Origin of the sequence: Paenibacillus sp. FSL H7-0735, assembly GCF_038008505.1 — a bacterium.
GTDB lineage: Bacteria > Bacillota > Bacilli > Paenibacillales > Paenibacillaceae > Paenibacillus_AQ > Paenibacillus_AQ odorifer.
Genome location: NZ_JBBOZH010000001.1, coordinates 2,464,468 through 2,481,302, shown reverse-complemented (window position 1 = coordinate 2,481,302; position 16,835 = coordinate 2,464,468). Strand labels below are relative to the sequence as shown.

The window sequence follows — 16,835 nt, the reverse complement described above, 5'->3', positions numbered from 1 at the left end:
GCACCGCTGCTGTGCCTTGAATTGTTCACCCTAACTATTTCAAAGAAGAAACATGATTTTCTGCATTCACTTCATGTTCCAGTACCCACATAAAATAAAGAGCCTTAGCTGCTTTCTCCCGGGTCACTATGGCTTTAGGTTCTAGTTCTGTCCCATTGACCATTTGACCTCTAGCAATCCCCACTTCAGATCTAATAAGCCCTAATTCATAAGCACTTTTCACTTTTGAAATTAAAAAGGGAGAAATGTCCGCCGTATCAACCAGCTGCTGCCAGGATACAAGTGGATAGTACATCGCTCCTCTAGCTCCTGGATCCAGATTGAAATCATAACCAGGATCTCCTGGCACTACTGCTGTGCCGTTATAATCAGTCATGTACTTAGGTTTATTAGCAAACTTTACTTGGTAAACATCATAGAGAATAGCACCCATCGTTTCACGTGACAGCTTACCTTTCGGGTAATAGGCAAGATCTGATCTTTCCACTTTCATTAACTTAGAAACACTGCGTGTGAATTCAGCAACTGTCATCTCCGTATCTGGCTTAAAATTCCCTTGACGGTCTTTGCCCATTACTCCCAGCTGGATTAATTTTTCAATTTGATTGCGGTAATAAGCAGCTTCCCCGGTCGTCGTATCATTAGTTATTTCCGGAAAAACCTTATCCCAGTTGCCTGTTAGTGCCGCATGCTTAACGTTCCCTTTAAGATAAGCAGTAATGGAGGCAGCAGTAGAATCGCCAGTAGCACCTTTCTCTACAAGCTCCGTAACAATCATCCGCGAAAATTGTTTGGCGAGCGCTTCTTTAAAATGAGTCCCATCGATTTTCTTTGAAGGATGCCCGTTAGCGTAACTTCCGTCATTTGTTTTGCCTGGAGTTTCTCCGGCTTCAATTGACATGAAGAGGGCTGTTATCGCTTCTACTCCGATCTCGTTATAATATTTCAGACTTTCCGAGTTAAGGTCAATAAGTGTAACTCCAGATTCATCTGCAACCCGTTTAAGAATATCTACAAACTTTCTTGATTTAAAAGAATTCTCATAGATATATCCCGGACTTGCATTCCCTTTAATTCTGGACATTGGCGTTACCAGTACTGGTATCATGCCCCGGGCTTGGATCGCAGGGAGATAAACTTCTTTAAGGTAGTTTTCATACATTGCCTCAGTCGAACCTCTGCCGTAACGTCTGAACTCATCTGCACTCTCATCATTGTGTCCGAATTGAATAAACACATAATCCCCAATGCTGCCACTCAGTAAAATGTCGTTAAGTCGACCTTCTGTATAGGCATTTTTAAACGAGCGTCCTCCCATGGAATAGTTAGTTACACTCACTTTATGTTGATTAAACATACTGCCAATAATCTGGCCCCAACCACTCATTGGCGCTTCGTCGAAGGTGTAGGACTTGACCGTGGAATCTCCAAGTATAAATAAATTCGGAAGAGCTCCAGCTGCTCTATGCTGTGGCAAAATCGGTTCCAGTATGATCTCCTCAATCCCTACAGCTGTGTTCACTTTGTTCGGTTCAATCTCAATATCTATATGGTCACGGCCGTTTACATACGTATAAGTCCACTCTTTCCCTTTGGCTACAGCCGTATGCTTGACGGGTACAAGCTTTGCCGCGTCCCAATGTCCACTTTTCAACAAGCGGCTGGTCTGCATTCCTGATACTGACACGATCCCATCCTCTGCGTCAGAAGTCGTTTTTACATATACGTTGTAGGTTCCAGGGGAAGCATCCATTCGAAACGCCATGCCGTAGTTATTATAATTATCCTTTTCAGATTTAGGTTCAGCAAAAAAATAAGATTCTGTGATGAAAAAACCTGTTCCATCGGATGTAATTGAATCGGTATGCACTTCTCTAGCGGGTAAAGCGTTGGTCTCTTGGACAAAACCATAACCTAATGATGAGTCATACAATTGCGCACCGCGATTAGGATCATACCTAACGGATTGATACCCTGTTTTAACTTGGTTTGTAAAATTGAGCTTGTATGCGTTTGCAATTTGGATTGGAGGTTGCCCCTCTACCCCATCTTTAATAAGGGCTGCCTCTGTTATACCGTGAGTAAGAGTCAATGAAGCCATAAGTAAAGAAGATAAGATTAGTATATCCCTACACAGCTTTCTCACTTCATTACACTTCCTTCCGTTTCTCGAAGTACTTACCTAGGTTCCTCCATTATCCCTTTTCTCTAAAGTGATTCAAATGATGATTTCATTCTTTTTTTTGACCTTTTGTAACGTAAAACTTGGAATTGATCAACGGCTCACACTGCAAAACGGTCATATGTATAGGTATCCTTGATATAATTAAGAACATCCCTATTGATCCTAAGGAGGAGAACTCCTATCGCTTACAAAGTCAGCTTTCCGAACATTATAAGTACACTGCAGCTGATCGGTGTTCATTATCGTGTAGCAGAACCTGGGGGTATACCCTGATCATCATCACAAAATCTTCGAACTATTGTATTGCTACGATGGCAACTCCCATCAATATGTAGAAGGTAGCTCCATCGCCTTTGGTAAAGGAGATTGGTTAATCATTCCGCCTGGCTTACGTCATTATGTAGTTAATTCAGGCCTGAGCAACTATATTTACCTCTCCTTTCATTTCGATATTGACGATTTAAAGTTTCGTGAATGGTTTCAATCTCAGGCTGTACAGAAATGGAATAACCAACAAATGCAGCGTTCGGGATTAAATCACCAGTTGGAACATTTGGATGAATTTATTAAGAACAATATTCTCGCCACGACGGCATCCACTGGATTTCCCGAGGAAATTGAAGAAATGATCCTTGTAAAAGAAAGGCTTCGTTTGCAAGCGATCATTCTGATGATTTTGACTGAACTCATTGATGTACAGCTCTCGAATTCAGAGAATTCCAACACAGCGAGACAAGCAAACTCTTTGTACGAGGTGGAAACTGCTCATCAGATCGAAAAATATATTGCAGCCAATATTCATTTACCGGAGCTCACGGTTAATTTGATTGCTGAGCAGCTTTGCTTAAGTCGGGTGCAGTGCCATAAGTTGTTTACAAAGGTGTATAAGATATCTCCTAGGCAGTACATAACTAACCTAAGATTAAAGAAGTCAAAACATTTACTGCTTCATACCGATTTAAAAATACAGATGATTTCTGAACAACTCGGGTTTGCTTCCCAGAGCCACTTCAGCCGACAATTCAAGCGATGGACGGGTGTTTCTCCCATAAACTACCGGCCGAAATCTTATACTAATCCTATCAGGGATTAACGTTTATGAAGATAAATTACCGGTACATACGAAAAACCCGCTCTCCATTAAGGAGGCGGGTATAATTCGCTGTAAATTAAACTATGTCGTTAAACACCATGAAGAATACCATCAATAGCAATGACACCGTAAGCAGTGCACTAAGTGTGCGCAATTTGCCAGTCTCTGCGCTAACGTCGCGGTTCTCACGAATTCCAGCTGCTGCAAGACGCAAAGGCTTGCTCATAATACCGCCAAGCGCAAACATCGCTAGCAGTAACACAACAACAATAATCATCCACGCTACTGAATAATCACCTTTGGTCATCATGTAACCGCCTGTAAGGAGTTGGATCACCAATCCATACTGCGCAAAACGATTAAATCCGGTTACTGCACTTAAAGTTCCTTCTTTCGCCCCAGACGACAGTTTCTCTGCACGTCCTAGGATGAAGGGTAGCACAAGGTAGAAGCCAAGTGCCAAGGTTCCGATCATATGTAAGAAAAACAAAACGTTCCAATCCATAACATATCTCCTCCATTTTAACTGTGATAATAGTTACATTTAATTATACCCATTATTGCTTGAGAAGAAAAGGAAACCCCCATTTTAAGTGAACAAAATGGGGGTTTCTTCATACCTCTGTCACAATCTATACATTTAGCACAGCTGTTACGCTACGCACGGATTCAGCAGACTTATCTAAAGCCGCTTTTTCCTCAGCTGTAAGCTCCAGTTCAAAAATCTTCTCGATACCATTGGCACCAAGTAACGCCGGAACACCCATGAACAGGTTATCATAGCCATATTCTCCTTCGAGCAAGGCGATAACCGGAATGATCCGTTTTTTGTCCTTCAAGATAGCTTCCGCCATCTGAACTAAAGAAGCCGCTGGTGCATAATAAGCACTACCATTTCCTAAGAGGTTAACAATCTCTCCGCCACCCACACGTGTACGTTGCACAATCTCATCAATACGCTCCGCAGATATCAATGTATCAATTGGGATGCCACCGACACTGGAATACCTTACGAGCGGTACCATATCGTCGCCATGTCCGCCTAATACGAAACCACGTACATCTTCAACGGATACCTTCAGCTCTTGTGCAATAAACGTGTTATAGCGGGCTGTATCCAGCACTCCGGATTGTCCAATTACGCGACTCTTCGGAAAACCCAGCGCATTAAATGCCGCATAGGTCATAGCGTCAACTGGATTGCTCAGAATGATTACAATGGAATCTGGTGCTACACGTTTTATGTTCTCGCATACCGACTTCACAATACCTGCATTGGTGTTCACGAGATCATCGCGACTCATTCCAGGTTTACGGGCAATCCCTGCAGTGATGATTACAATATCTGAATCCGCAGCATCTTCATAGCTTGAGGTTCCTGTAATTTGACTGTCAAATTTCTGTACAGGACCTGCTTCCAGCATATCTAGTGCCTTCCCCTTGGTAGTGTTCTCCATTTGTGGGATATCAAGCAGCACAACGTCACCAAGCTCCTTTTGAGCAAGCATAAGAGCTGTAGTAGCACCAGTAAAACCGGCACCTACAACTGTAATTTTATAACGTTTGATTGCCAAGGATTCTCCTCCTAGAACGGTGTCGGTATAGCTTGTATTAGCTAAACTTCAATATATTCAGTTGGTTGAGCCAGTCTCTTAGAGGTGATTAATAATCTCGTCGGCAAATGCAGAGCATTTCAGTTCAGTTGCGCCTTCCATCAGGCGGGCAAAGTCATAAGTCACGGTCTTGTTATTAATAGCTGTTTCCATACCTTTATAAATCAGATCTGCTGCTTCCTGCCAGCCCAGATGCTCCAGCAACATTACACCGGACAGAATCACGGAACCAGGGTTCACAACATCTTTGTCTGCATATTTAGGTGCGGTGCCATGAGTGGCTTCAAAAATCGCATGTCCAGAAATATAGTTAATGTTCGCTCCAGGAGCGATACCGATACCGCCGATTTGCGCAGCAAGCGCGTCAGACAGGTAGTCCCCGTTCAGGTTCAAGGTAGCAATAACATCAAAATCAGTCGGACGAGTCAGAACTTGTTGCAATGCGATATCCGCAATGGCATCCTTGATGATGATTTTGCCTGCAGCTTCAGCATCCTTCTGAGCAGCATTGGCAGCAGCTTCACCTTCACGTTCTTTAATCACATCATATTGATTCCAAGTGAAGACCTTATCTCCGAACTCTTGCTCAGCAACTTCATAACCCCAGTTTTTGAAGGCACCTTCAGTGAACTTCATGATGTTTCCTTTGTGCACAAGCGTTACGCTCTTGCGTCCGTGTTTGATCGCATATTCAATCGCAGCGCGCACCAAACGTTTCGAACCTTCGGAGGATACTGGTTTGATACCAATACCAGAAGTTTCAGGGAAACGGATTTTGTTAACTCCCATCTCTTTTTGCAGGAATTCGATGACTTTCTTCACTTCAGCAGAACCTTCTTGATATTCAATCCCTGCATAAATATCCTCCGTATTCTCACGGAAAATAACCATATCCACCAGCTCAGGACGTTTAACAGGAGAAGGAACCCCTTCGAAATAACGAACTGGACGCAGACATACGTACAAATCCAACTCTTGACGCAAAGCTACGTTCAATGAACGAATACCGCCTCCGATTGGAGTCGTAAGCGGACCTTTAATAGCTACAAAATATTCACGGATTGCCTCCAATGTATCATTTGGCAGCCATTCGCCATATGTATTGAAGGCTTTTTCGCCAGCAAAAACTTCGTACCAAGCGATTTGCTTTGTGCCGCCATAAGCTTTAGTTACTGCTGCATCAAGTACGCGTTTGGAAGCCTTCCAAATATCACGGCCTGTGCCGTCACCCTCGATAAAAGGAATGATTGGATGATTAGGAACCTGCAGTTTACCATCTTTAATTGTGATTTGTTCGCCTTCTGTTGGCAGATCGAATTTTTCTAGTTTCAACATTTGAGTGTATTCCTCCTAAAGTTTTGTGGGATTTAATTTCTCATGGACAAGCCTCGAACAAAACTCTCTACGTATGAATATGCATTATTGCATATATTCTAGGGTTCATTCTACTAAACTTTAGGAGCAGCCTGCAAGGCTGCCCTTTTATCTTTCGTCTACTGGAACGTATTTCTGTTCAATCATACCTGTGTATTCTGCACGTGGCCGGATAATACGGTTATCTGTATATTGCTCCAGAATATGCGCAGTCCAGCCTGAAGTCCGGCTAATTGCAAAGATAGGAGTGAACAGCTCACGTTCAATACCCAGCTGTGTATAAACTGATGCCGAATAGAAATCAACATTTGGTTTAAGTCCCTTTTGTCCGGTAATCAATTCCTCGATATTTACGGACATATCATACAGCGTAGTATCATTCTTCATTGTGCCAAGTTCAAGTGACATTTTCATCAGATGTTTAGCACGTGGATCACCATTCTTGTATACTCTATGGCCGAAGCCCATGATCTTCTCACGGTTATCCAGCTTCTTACGAATATAAGGTTCAACCGCTTCCAAACTTCCGATCTCTTCAAGCATCTTCATAACGGCTTCATTCGCCCCACCGTGAAGTGGACCCTTGAGTGCACCGATAGCAGAGGTTACGCCTGAATAAATATCGGACAAGGTTGCAACCGTAACCCGGCCTGCAAAAGTTGAAGCATTCAGCTCATGGTCCGCATGAAGCACAAGTGCGGTATCAAGCGCTTTAACAGATACACTGTCAGGCTCTTTTCCCCATAGCATATACAGGAAGTTCTCGGCAATCGAGACGCCTTCTTTAGGAGCCACAGGTTCCAGACCTTTGCGAATACGCGATAGGGCTGCCACAACCGTCGGGAGCTGAGCCTGTAGTTTTACTGCTTTAATCTCGTTAGCTTCTCTACTCATATCGTCAGCCGCTTCATCATAGAGAGCAAGGCTTGATACAGCAGTCCGCAATGCTGCCATGGTGTTGGTGTCTTTTGGATAGAGCTTCATTTGCTCGATAACTGGCTCAGGAATCCGTGCGAAAGCACTGAAATCCCGTTTGAGCGCTTCCAGCTCTGGTGTTGTTGGTAGACTGCCAAACCACAATAAATAAGCGGTTTCTTCGAAGGTAGCATTTTCTGCGAGATCATCAATATCATAACCACGGTAAGTGAGTACCCCATCCACAATAGAGCTAATGGATGAAGTTGTTGCAACGATACCTTCCAAGCCTTTGGTAGCTGTCATAGCATATCTCTCCTTTGCCAACAAGGTATAAAAAGCATTCTCGGTTTCATGAAAACATTTCCAATTTAAAGCATTGAAAAATCTAATAAGTGCAGTTCAAGGACATATCCGGCGAGGATGTTGTCTGACTTTCGTAATCGAATCTTTATTCATCATACTGGATTTTGTCGGTTATGTGAACAATGTGGAAGCTTTGCAGCGCATCAAATGATTTTATCACAGAGATAGAAAAAAACTTCTAAACCCTTGATTCACAGTTGAGATTTTAGTTTATAGCATCCGGCTCAGCCCAATATTTATCCCGTTTCCTAGTCTTTAAATACGTTCTATGAATATATATGAAGACGAGCTTTTATTCCCCTGCATCAGCAGGAATGAAGGAGGTGTAGATCTTCGTATGGACCGATTAGCATTAAAAAGACTGCTGCGCGGCCTGTGGGTCGTTCTGGCTACCTCTATCCTCCTGCTGGCAATCTATTTATTGCTTCCGCTGTTATACCCCCTCCTGCTCGCTTGGTTGCTCGCTTATATCATGCATCCACTAGTGTTGATTCTTAAAGGTCTTAAGCTCCCAGCGTGGCTCGCAGTGTCGCTCTCGCTGCTATTTTACATAGGCGGAACCGCACTAGTACTGACCGCGATGATTACAAGGCTAGTGAAAGAATTGATCGTGCTGCTGCAGACCTTTAATCTTCATACGGACCAATGGAGAGAGCTTCTGCTGTCTTTGAGCCAGAATGCAAGCATACAGAATATCATTAACCAGATAAATCAGTTCTACCGCGACAATCCTGACTATCACGCCACCATTGACAGCAATATCAGCAGAACAACGGAAACAGTTGGTTACGCAGTTACGCAAGTGGTGACCGGATTTTTTAATGTGATCTTAAAGCTGATCTCTGCTCTACCCAGTATGGGTACAATTCTTATCGTGGTCGTTCTCGCTGCCTTTTTTATTAGTACTAGCTGGGAAAGACATAATGCCAAACTCACAAGCTGGCTGCCAGCACCGTTCTTAAAGCCTGTATCGGATATCTGGCGGGATCTGCGAAAAGCTCTCTTCGGCTATCTCCGGGCTCAGCTAATCCTCATCTCGATTACAGCGGTCATTGTCGTGATCGGGTTGCTGCTCTTGGGTGTAAAATCTGCTTTCGCTATTGGCTTAATGATTGGTTTTGTGGATCTGCTGCCTTATTTAGGGGTTGGAATCGTAATGATTCCCTGGGCTTTATACTCTTACATGACAGACAATCTGGCACTGGGGATCGGACTTACTATCCTATATGCCGTTATCCTTATAACCCGCCAAGTGCTTGAGCCGAAAGTGCTCGCCAGCAGCATTGGGCTTGATCCCCTTGCTATGCTGGTCGGTATGTTTGCAGGTTTGCAGCTGTTCGGCATGCTTGGGCTGATCATCGGTCCCGTTATTCTAGTTATCCTTGTAGCCTTTAACCGAGCAGGTGTATTTCACGCGTTACACAGCTATATTGTCAGCGGAAGACTAAGATAATAAACAATACCCTACAATTCCTAGAATAGCAAAACAGAGCGGATCCCTATCAATGACGGGGATCCGCTCTGTTTTTGTTTTGATTATAACTAGCGGCGGTAAAAAGTGAAGGTGCCGTTTTTCATCTTTTTCTCAATCCACTTCAGCAAAAATATACGATACAAAGGCCGAGTCAACGGAAACACCAAGGAGAAACCTACAATATCCGTTACGAAACCAGGTAAGATCAGCAGTAAGCCCCCGAAAAAAATGCATAGGCCATCCAGCATCGTCCGGCCAGGAACGCGTCCCTCCTGCATATGTGTTCTGCTGTCTTGCAGCACCTTATTCCCTTCGAAACGCATCATCAATAAACCGATAACCGAGGTGGTCAACATAAGCAGCAGCGTTTTGAATGCTCCAAGCTGATCTGCTACAAAGATAAAGCCGAATAATTCCACGGCAGGAATGATAAATAATGCAGCCCACAACCATTTGCTTCTAATCATACAGAACCCCTTTCTTCCCGCAGCGCTCCTTTAATCGCGTGAAACAGCTCCGGAAGGGCTCTATCCAGCCTGGCAGGCTTCCATTCTCGATTCACCCAAACATGATTTGTCGAGCCGGTAACCAGCAGTTCCCCGGGGAGGTCCATCGACCGCAATTGTCCCAAAGTAGCCGCTGAACCCTCTAAATTCCTACCTTCTGCTTCCGAGAGCCTCCGCACCTGATACTCAAATGCGACTCTTAACGCCGAAAAGGTAGTCATTCGCGCATACACGGAGATAAGATCATCATATCGCGCCGGACTTTTAAATTGCAAATCGGCTGAGGTAACAGGAAGCAGCACTCCCTGATTCTCAAGCTCACGATAAGTAAAGCCAAGCTGACGTAACAACTCCGTACGGCCAGACTCAAACCAGTTCAAATAATTCGCATGATACACAACGCCCATCTGATCACTTTCCTGGTATCGAACACGCAGGGTCGATTCATACCACCGGCTTCGCAAGCCGTCTTGCTGTAATTCCATTTATAAATACTCCTTTCGGCATAGGCAGCAGGGAGAGCTTTATGCCCTGGCCCCGTCTGAAGATAGCTTTGTCGTTGATAGTTTGCTTCGGGAGCTTCTGGCGACATAAAATAGCAGCATCGCTCCTGCGATTGAACTCAACATACAAGACAGGTTCATCACTTCTACACCGCCTTGATTGAGCAAGAATCCATTTAATAAATTGCCAACAACACCGGCAAAACCCGAGAACACCATATTAAAAACACTTTGCCCAGTCGCCTGCATCTCGTTAGAGGTGATCTGAGATACATATTCAACGGCAGCAATATAAAAGAACCCGAATGACAGACCATGCAGTACCTGCACTCCAATCATTACGGATGGATAAGGGAATGCCACCTGAATGCCCCACCGCAAGACATAAATAAGTGCACCAAGGAGCAGCGTCCGCTCGCGACCCAGCTTTTTGATTACCTTGGAAGCAAACAGCATGGAGGGCACGTTCGTTACAGATGCGAGAAAAAGCGCAATTCCTGCATAACGAGTTGAACCTCCAACCGACTGAAACGCGATAACGAAGTAGGTTCCAAAAGCAGTCATCGTCTGGTTCACAAGAAAACTGCCACCCAAAAACGCTAGGAACACCCGATTCCCCAGCAGCTTTTTAACCCCCTGAGAAAACGATTGCCGCATCATATGATTCTCTTCTGCCTGCTTCGGCAGCGTCAATGCAATAAGAACCGCTATTAGATTAAACATAAGAAAGGGCAGCCATATCGTGGATACAGAGAAGGACGATACATACAATCCGCCTAAATAGGCTCCCACAGCCGCTCCAATGCTCATCATAAGCCTTATACTACCATAAGTAGCCCCAGCCCTCTTCGCCGCTGAAATCGCGTAAGAATCGGCTATAGGCGCCTGTGTTGAGGAAAAGATTGTTGAGAGGGTATACACCAGCAGTAACACTATAAAATATTCCGAACGGTAAAAGACCGCTAATAAAGCCGGTATCGCCACACTTAGGATTAGTACCAAACGTGTCTGATTATACCGATCCGAGACAATTCCCCATATTGGCTGAATCGTGATCGCAATTAGCGTGCCTGTTGCCATTAGTATACCTATTTGCCCGCTATCAAGTCCATTGTGTACAAGCAGCAGCGTTAGATATGAGCCAAATGAACCACCGGCCAATCCTAAAAACAGATAAAAGCCACGCAGCTTCGATAATTTTTCCATTTTAAGCTACAAATCCTCTCCAGCTTCTTAATCAAGCATTGCACTCTCTTATATTTTAGCAGAACACCCGTACTTCCTATGTAATCACCGCATTTAATATAGCAGTACTATAAAGGCGGTGGACAAGTTGAATGATAAACAAAATTCTATTCGGGTCAATCATCCATGTCTAAAAGACAAATCTAATGCGAACAAATTTCAAAGCTCCGGCTTCGGCTGGTCTTCAACAAACTGGAGCGGGTATACAATCACTGGAAAAAAGGGGACCCTTAACCGCATTGCCGGCGAATGGATCGTTCCCTCCGTAAAACCAACCTCTAAACCTTCCTATTCCTCTGCTTGGATTGGAATCGACGGTTTCAAGAACAGCAGCCTGATCCAAACGGGAACAGGCCATGAATTCGTAAATGGTCGTGCCCGGTATTACGCTTGGTGGGAAATCCTACCTGATGTTGAAACGGTAATTCCCCTTCCAGTGAGCCCTGGAGACCATATAAAAGCTAACATCACGAAGGTAGGCCGCAACAAATGGACGATTACGCTCCGCAATTTGAGCCGAAATTGGATTTTTCGAACATTGCAGCGATACAACGGACCACAAACCTCTGGTGAATGGATTATGGAGGCTCCCGAGGTAGACGGCTCGATCGCAAAGCTGGCGCGCGTCTCCCCTACTTGCTTCTATTGCTGTCGAATTAATGGCAAAAGTCCGAGGCTTACCCTAAATATGGGAGGAATCATGGTGCAAAATAACGCTACTATCGCCGTTCCTTCTTGTCCAAACCATCGTGGGGATTCTTTTACTGTCAAACGAACATACCCCAAATAAAAATTCTCGAACCTGTCATTCAAGATTTGTTACTAACAGCATAAATGGATTTAACATAATCTTCAATCGAATATGTTGATAAACACGAAAAAAGGGCTGCCTCGCTTGTAGATTTACACTACAGTTGAGACAACCCTTTAATTAAGCTCTATGGAACCTGTTAAACAGGTGAGGCCAGTCGAAAACTACTCGATTGTGCTTACTTTTACCAAGTTAGTGGAACCAGAACGTCCAAGTGGAATTCCTGCAGTAATCACAACTAGGTCACCAGTTTGAACCAGACCGGAATCCTTACCACCTTTGATTGCTGTTTCCAGCAGCTCATCTGTGGAAGATGCAACTTGTCCGAACACTGGCGTTACGCCCCAAACGAGGGACAATTGACGCATAGTTCTTTCTTGTGTTGTAACGGCAATGATTGGTGCTTTAGGACGGTATTTGGAAACAACGCGTGCAGTATGACCTGTTACAGTCGAAGAAATGATAGCCTTAGCGTTCAGATCCAAAGCAGAAATTGCAACGGATTGGCTGATTGCTTCTGTAACTGTAGTTTCTTGTGCAGTTTGTTGTTTCATGAAGATTTCATGGTGGTTCAGAGCGGATTCCGCTTTCTCAGCAATGCGGGACATTGTAAGTACGGATTCTACTGGATATTTACCAGCAGCAGTTTCTCCGGAAAGCATGATTGCATCTGTTCCATCTAAAATAGCGTTTGCTACGTCACTTGCTTCAGCGCGAGTAGGACGTGGGTTGCGTTGCATGGAATCCAACATTTGTGTAGCTGTGATAACTGGTTTACCAGCAACGTTACATTTTTGAATCATCAATTTTTGAGCCAAAGGTACATCTTCAGCTGGGATTTCAACACCAAGGTCACCACGAGCAACCATCAGGCCGTCAGAAGCTTCTAAAATTTCATCAAGGTTGTCAACACCTTGTTGGTTTTCGATTTTGGAAATGATTTGGATGTGAGAAGCGTTGTTTTTCTCAAGCAGCTCACGAATTTCCTGAACGTCGCTAGCTTTGCGAACGAAGGAAGCGGCGATAAAATCGATGTCCTGTTCGATACCAAAAAGAATATCGTTGGTGTCTTTTTCCGTAATACCCGGCAAGGAGATGTTTACTCCTGGTACGTTAACGCCCTTCTTGCTCTTAATCGTACCACCGTTTACAATACGGGTCTTGATTTCTGTACCTTGAATGTCGACAACTGTCAAACCAATCAGACCGTCATCAATAAGGATTGTGGATCCTACTTGAACATCGTTAGGAAGTTCGCTGTACGTGATGGAAATACGATCTTGATTACCAAGGATCTCTTCCGTAGTCAGTGTCAGGTACTCGTCCTGAACAAGTTCAATCGGTTCTACTTCCAGCTTGCCTGTGCGAATCTCCGGTCCTTTAGTATCGAGCAGGATAGCAACTGTTTTGTTCAGTTCCTTAGATGCTTGACGGATCGTATTGATCCGAGCACCGTGCTCTTCGAAATCGCCGTGGGAGAAATTCAGACGGGCCACATTCATACCAGCCAAAATCAATTTTTTGATATTCTCCAACGATTCACTCGCAGGTCCGATCGTACATACAATTTTACTTTTCCGCATTAGGTTTTCCTCCGTTTTTTCGTTCTCTCTGTCTCACTTTTTCCAACTACAAAATCTACTACAAGGCTAACTAATAAAATAGGAACTTTGTCACATGTGCCTTTAAGTACGCCCTTATGAATATTACTGCAAACCAGACACAAAATCAATGTTGTAGGCACTTTTGGGTGTAACTTTAAGTCGAATTTTCTGTAAACATAAAAAAATTAAAATAATCCCGTTAGTGGATCGAGATTATTTTAATTCCAATAAATTGTATATTTTACACTATATCCAAAAGACCCACTAAGTATAGCTATATGTCTTAAAGTGCAAATGATTTTGCACTTTTACACTTCTGACTTCACTTCTTCTTCAATGAAAATTTGTTCCTGCTGAGCCTCTGCAAACTCACCAATTTTACGGAATTTACGGTATCGATCATCCTTCAATTCCACTGAGTTCATCTGGGTTAGCTCCTGCAGATGCCGCCATAATGCATCCTTAATCGCCGCTGCCGTTGCTTCGTAATCCCGATGAGCGCCGCCTTTAGGCTCTGGTACGATCTCTTCTATAACTTCCATCTCAAGCAGATCAGCAGCCGTTATCTTCATGGCTTCTGCCGCTTGATCAGCCTTCGAAGCATCCTTCCACAGAATAGAGGCCGCTCCGTTTGGAGATATCGCCGAATAAATGGCATGTTCCAGCATGAGCACTCTATTTCCAACCGCCAATGCCAGGGCGCCACCGCTTCCGCCTTCACCGATGACCACACAGATTACAGGGACACCAAACTGAGACATCTCGCGTAAATTACGGGCAATCGCTTCGGATTGACCTCTTTCCTCGGCTGTGTTGCCTGGGTATGCACCTTTCGTATCCACGAAGGTAATAATGGGACGTTTGAACTTGTCCGCTTGCTGCATCAGACGCAGCGCTTTACGGAAGCCCTCAGGGTGTGCACTGCCGAAGAATCGTAAAATATTCTCTTTGGTGTCTTTACCGCGCTGCTGGCCAATAACTGTAACCGGCAACCCATTTAGTTTACCGATGCCGCCTACAATAGCAAGATCATCCCCAAACATCCGATCACCGTGGAGCTCAATAAAATCTGTGAAGATCTGCCCCATAAGATCAAGGGAAGTCGGACGTCCTTGATGTCTAGCCAAATGCATTTTTTGCGAAGGAGAGATATTAGAATATATTTCTTCCTCCAGCACACGGTATCGCTCTTCCAGCCTAGCTACCTCGTCCGTAAAATCAATACCCTTCTCTTCGCCAAACTGTTTCAGTTCAGCAATCTTCTTGCGCATTTCTACCAGAGGCATTTCAAAAGGCAACTCTCCTGCCAACCTAAAATCCCCCTTTCACGTCATGCAGCTCCAAAATTTTAGTCAATGTAGCGCGCATTTCTTTGCGGTGCACGACCATATCAAGCAACCCATGCTGAAGATTAAATTCAGCGGTCTGGAAATCATCCGGAAGCTTCTGGCGAATGGTCTGCTCAATGACTATACGTCCTGCGAAACCAAATACCGCTCCAGGCTCTGCAATAATTATATCACCAAGGCTGGCAAAACTCGCAGATACTCCACCGGTAGTAGGATCCGTAATTATCGAGATGTAAAGACCTCCAACCTCGTTAAAACGAGCCAGCGCAGCGCTGGTCTTCGCCATTTGCATTAGACTAAGAATACTCTCCTGCATTCTCGCTCCACCTGAAGTAGAGAAAATAAGGAGTGGAAGCTGTTGCTCCGTGGCCTCTTCTATCGCACGGGTGATCTTCTCACCTACTACAGAGCCCATACTGCCTGAGAAAAATTCAAAATTCATCACAGCTACGATGACTGGATGGCCACCAATGGAACCCTGACCCGTAATTACGGCTTCAGTTTGTCCAGATTTCAGCTGCTGTTGCTCCACTTTGGAAGCGTAACCCGGAAATTTCAGCGGGTCGATAGAATACATTTCACTGTCAAACTCAATAAAGCCCTCAGGGTCTAATGTCATTGCAATGCGCTCCACAGCATTTAGGCGCAAGTGGTGACCACAAGTAGGACATACCTTTAGGTTCTTCTCTAATTCCTTACTATACTGGATCGTTCCGCATTTATTACATTTGCTCATTAATCCTTCAGGGATTTCACGTTTGGGGCGTTCGCCTTCCGCAGGCCCGCCGCTCCGCTCCAGACGTTCTGAAGGAATAGTCGCGTACTTCCGTTTCTTCTGAAATAAATCTTTGAACACACCCGCACCTCTTCAGCCGTTTATTTGCGTTATGCAGCTTGCCGCTGTCATGACTTTTGTCTTGTAAGAAACTCAGGGATGCAGAATAAGATTAAGGACTTCCTGTACTTCCTCCAGTTCACCTGAAGGAACCAATATCTCAAACTGCTGCTTGGACATATTGATTGGACGGCATTCTACCAAAAAACCTTCTTCTGTTAGCTTACTCTTAATCATATCCGCCACTCTGGCGGTCGGCGCGATATATATTACCGTCCACATGCCCTGCAAGGCCTCCCCAATCTTAATTCCCAGCCGTATCCCGTATAATGGAATTATGATAACACAGTTTTCTTTTTTCCCGCAACAGGAGTAGGGCATAGGAAGCAAGACTGAGGAACTTGTTCAAACGAAATAAAGGGGCTCAATTATTCCTTGTCCGTGCCTAAAGGATATACTTTTGCCCCTTCATGCCGATGAGCAATTCTGGCGGAAGCGGCGGCAGCAATGCCGGCAACAAGGTCATCCAAGAACACATGAATTCTACCTTTATCATCGTTCAGTTCACCAATGATTCCAAGCTTTATTTTGTCCAAATACCCAAAACCTGTCAGTCCGATCATCCCATATACCCCTGTTATACCAAGTGCCAGAGTCTCGTCCGCTCCGTAGAGGGATTCATCAGCCTCCATTACCGCCTGCAGCGGCTGCGGAAGCAGTTTTTTCTCGGCTAATTCATCAAGAGCAACACCTGTCATTAAAGTATACTGCACTTCTCTTTTGCCCAAAACAGACTTGACGCTGGACAGACATTCATCCTTGGTTAAACCAGGATAATAAACCGATTGTAAAATATATACGATTTCAGCAATGGAGGAAAGTGATACACCTCTGCGTTCCAACAGATCTACTGCCATTTGATAGGACATGCTGCGACTCCCCTTTCCGTACAGGGATGTGCC

The 16,835-nt window shown here is 44.4% G+C and carries 16 protein-coding genes; 3 read left to right on the top strand and 13 right to left on the bottom strand.

Annotated features, from left to right (window positions below; translation table 11 throughout):
* Positions 1-34 precede the first annotated feature (34 nt).
* Complete coding sequence (locus NSS82_RS11140) at positions 35-2,101, bottom strand: GDSL-type esterase/lipase family protein (protein WP_256718463.1); 2,067 nt, start codon at positions 2,099-2,101, stop codon at positions 35-37.
* Between the two features lie 340 nt (positions 2,102-2,441).
* Between NSS82_RS11140 and NSS82_RS11135 the strand changes: the two genes are divergently transcribed.
* Positions 2,442-3,278, top strand: coding sequence for an AraC family transcriptional regulator (locus NSS82_RS11135; RefSeq protein ID WP_256718469.1), 837 nt, complete (start codon positions 2,442-2,444; stop codon positions 3,276-3,278).
* A gap of 76 nt (positions 3,279-3,354) precedes the next feature.
* Here the strand turns inward: NSS82_RS11135 and NSS82_RS11130 are convergent, their stop codons facing one another.
* The 4 genes from NSS82_RS11130 to citZ form a co-directional block, all read right to left on the bottom strand.
* Complete coding sequence (locus NSS82_RS11130; RefSeq protein ID WP_036678923.1) at positions 3,355-3,783, bottom strand: hypothetical protein; 429 nt, start codon at positions 3,781-3,783, stop codon at positions 3,355-3,357.
* A gap of 127 nt (positions 3,784-3,910) precedes the next feature.
* Entirely contained in the window at positions 3,911-4,852 is a 942-nt protein-coding gene (gene mdh, locus NSS82_RS11125; protein WP_076272457.1) for a malate dehydrogenase, read from the bottom strand.
* Positions 4,853-4,930: 78 nt separating this feature from the next.
* Positions 4,931-6,226, bottom strand: a complete 1,296-nt coding sequence (gene icd, locus NSS82_RS11120; protein ID WP_036678918.1) for an NADP-dependent isocitrate dehydrogenase — start codon at positions 6,224-6,226, stop codon at positions 4,931-4,933.
* Between the two features lie 147 nt (positions 6,227-6,373).
* Positions 6,374-7,486 carry a citrate synthase gene (gene citZ / locus NSS82_RS11115; protein WP_036678915.1) on the bottom strand — a complete coding sequence of 371 codons (1,113 nt, stop codon included), beginning with the start codon at positions 7,484-7,486 and terminating at the stop codon, positions 6,374-6,376.
* 397 nt (positions 7,487-7,883) lie between these two features.
* Between citZ and ytvI the strand changes: the two genes are divergently transcribed.
* Positions 7,884-8,999, top strand: coding sequence for a sporulation integral membrane protein YtvI (ytvI, locus tag NSS82_RS11110; RefSeq protein WP_036678913.1), 1,116 nt, complete (start codon positions 7,884-7,886; stop codon positions 8,997-8,999).
* An 89-nt stretch (positions 9,000-9,088) separates the two neighbouring features.
* Here the strand turns inward: ytvI and NSS82_RS11105 are convergent, their stop codons facing one another.
* Genes NSS82_RS11105 through NSS82_RS11095 form a run of 3 tightly spaced genes read right to left on the bottom strand, consistent with a single transcriptional unit; the run spans position 9,089 to position 11,235 of the window.
* Entirely contained in the window at positions 9,089-9,487 is a 399-nt protein-coding gene (locus NSS82_RS11105; RefSeq protein WP_036678910.1) for an FxsA family protein, read from the bottom strand.
* The gene (locus tag NSS82_RS11100) at positions 9,484-10,011 is read right to left on the bottom strand and encodes an acyl-CoA thioesterase (protein ID WP_038569667.1); all 528 of its coding nucleotides are present in this window, start codon (positions 10,009-10,011) and stop codon (positions 9,484-9,486) included. Before NSS82_RS11100 ends, NSS82_RS11105 begins: the two co-directional genes overlap by 4 nt.
* 39 nt (positions 10,012-10,050) lie before the next feature.
* Positions 10,051-11,235 carry an MFS transporter gene (locus NSS82_RS11095; protein WP_036678905.1) on the bottom strand — a complete coding sequence of 395 codons (1,185 nt, stop codon included), beginning with the start codon at positions 11,233-11,235 and terminating at the stop codon, positions 10,051-10,053.
* A gap of 127 nt (positions 11,236-11,362) precedes the next feature.
* Between NSS82_RS11095 and NSS82_RS11090 the strand changes: the two genes are divergently transcribed.
* Complete coding sequence (locus tag NSS82_RS11090) at positions 11,363-12,064, top strand: G1 family glutamic endopeptidase (protein WP_256717582.1); 702 nt, start codon at positions 11,363-11,365, stop codon at positions 12,062-12,064.
* A gap of 185 nt (positions 12,065-12,249) precedes the next feature.
* Here the strand turns inward: NSS82_RS11090 and pyk are convergent, their stop codons facing one another.
* From pyk to NSS82_RS11065, 5 genes are all read right to left on the bottom strand, one after another.
* Positions 12,250-13,668 carry a pyruvate kinase gene (pyk, locus tag NSS82_RS11085; RefSeq protein ID WP_038569666.1) on the bottom strand — a complete coding sequence of 473 codons (1,419 nt, stop codon included), beginning with the start codon at positions 13,666-13,668 and terminating at the stop codon, positions 12,250-12,252.
* A gap of 329 nt (positions 13,669-13,997) precedes the next feature.
* Complete coding sequence (locus NSS82_RS11080) at positions 13,998-14,999, bottom strand: acetyl-CoA carboxylase carboxyltransferase subunit alpha (RefSeq protein ID WP_036678900.1); 1,002 nt, start codon at positions 14,997-14,999, stop codon at positions 13,998-14,000.
* Between the two features lies 1 nt (position 15,000).
* Positions 15,001-15,894: an acetyl-CoA carboxylase, carboxyltransferase subunit beta gene (accD, locus tag NSS82_RS11075; protein ID WP_076272458.1), complete on the bottom strand. Its 894-nt coding sequence runs from the start codon at positions 15,892-15,894 to the stop codon at positions 15,001-15,003.
* A gap of 72 nt (positions 15,895-15,966) precedes the next feature.
* Positions 15,967-16,155, bottom strand: a complete 189-nt coding sequence (locus NSS82_RS11070; RefSeq protein WP_036678895.1) for a hypothetical protein — start codon at positions 16,153-16,155, stop codon at positions 15,967-15,969.
* A gap of 146 nt (positions 16,156-16,301) precedes the next feature.
* Positions 16,302-16,802 carry a phosphatidylglycerophosphatase A family protein gene (locus tag NSS82_RS11065; protein WP_036678892.1) on the bottom strand — a complete coding sequence of 167 codons (501 nt, stop codon included), beginning with the start codon at positions 16,800-16,802 and terminating at the stop codon, positions 16,302-16,304.
* Between the last annotated feature and the right edge of the window lie 33 nt (positions 16,803-16,835).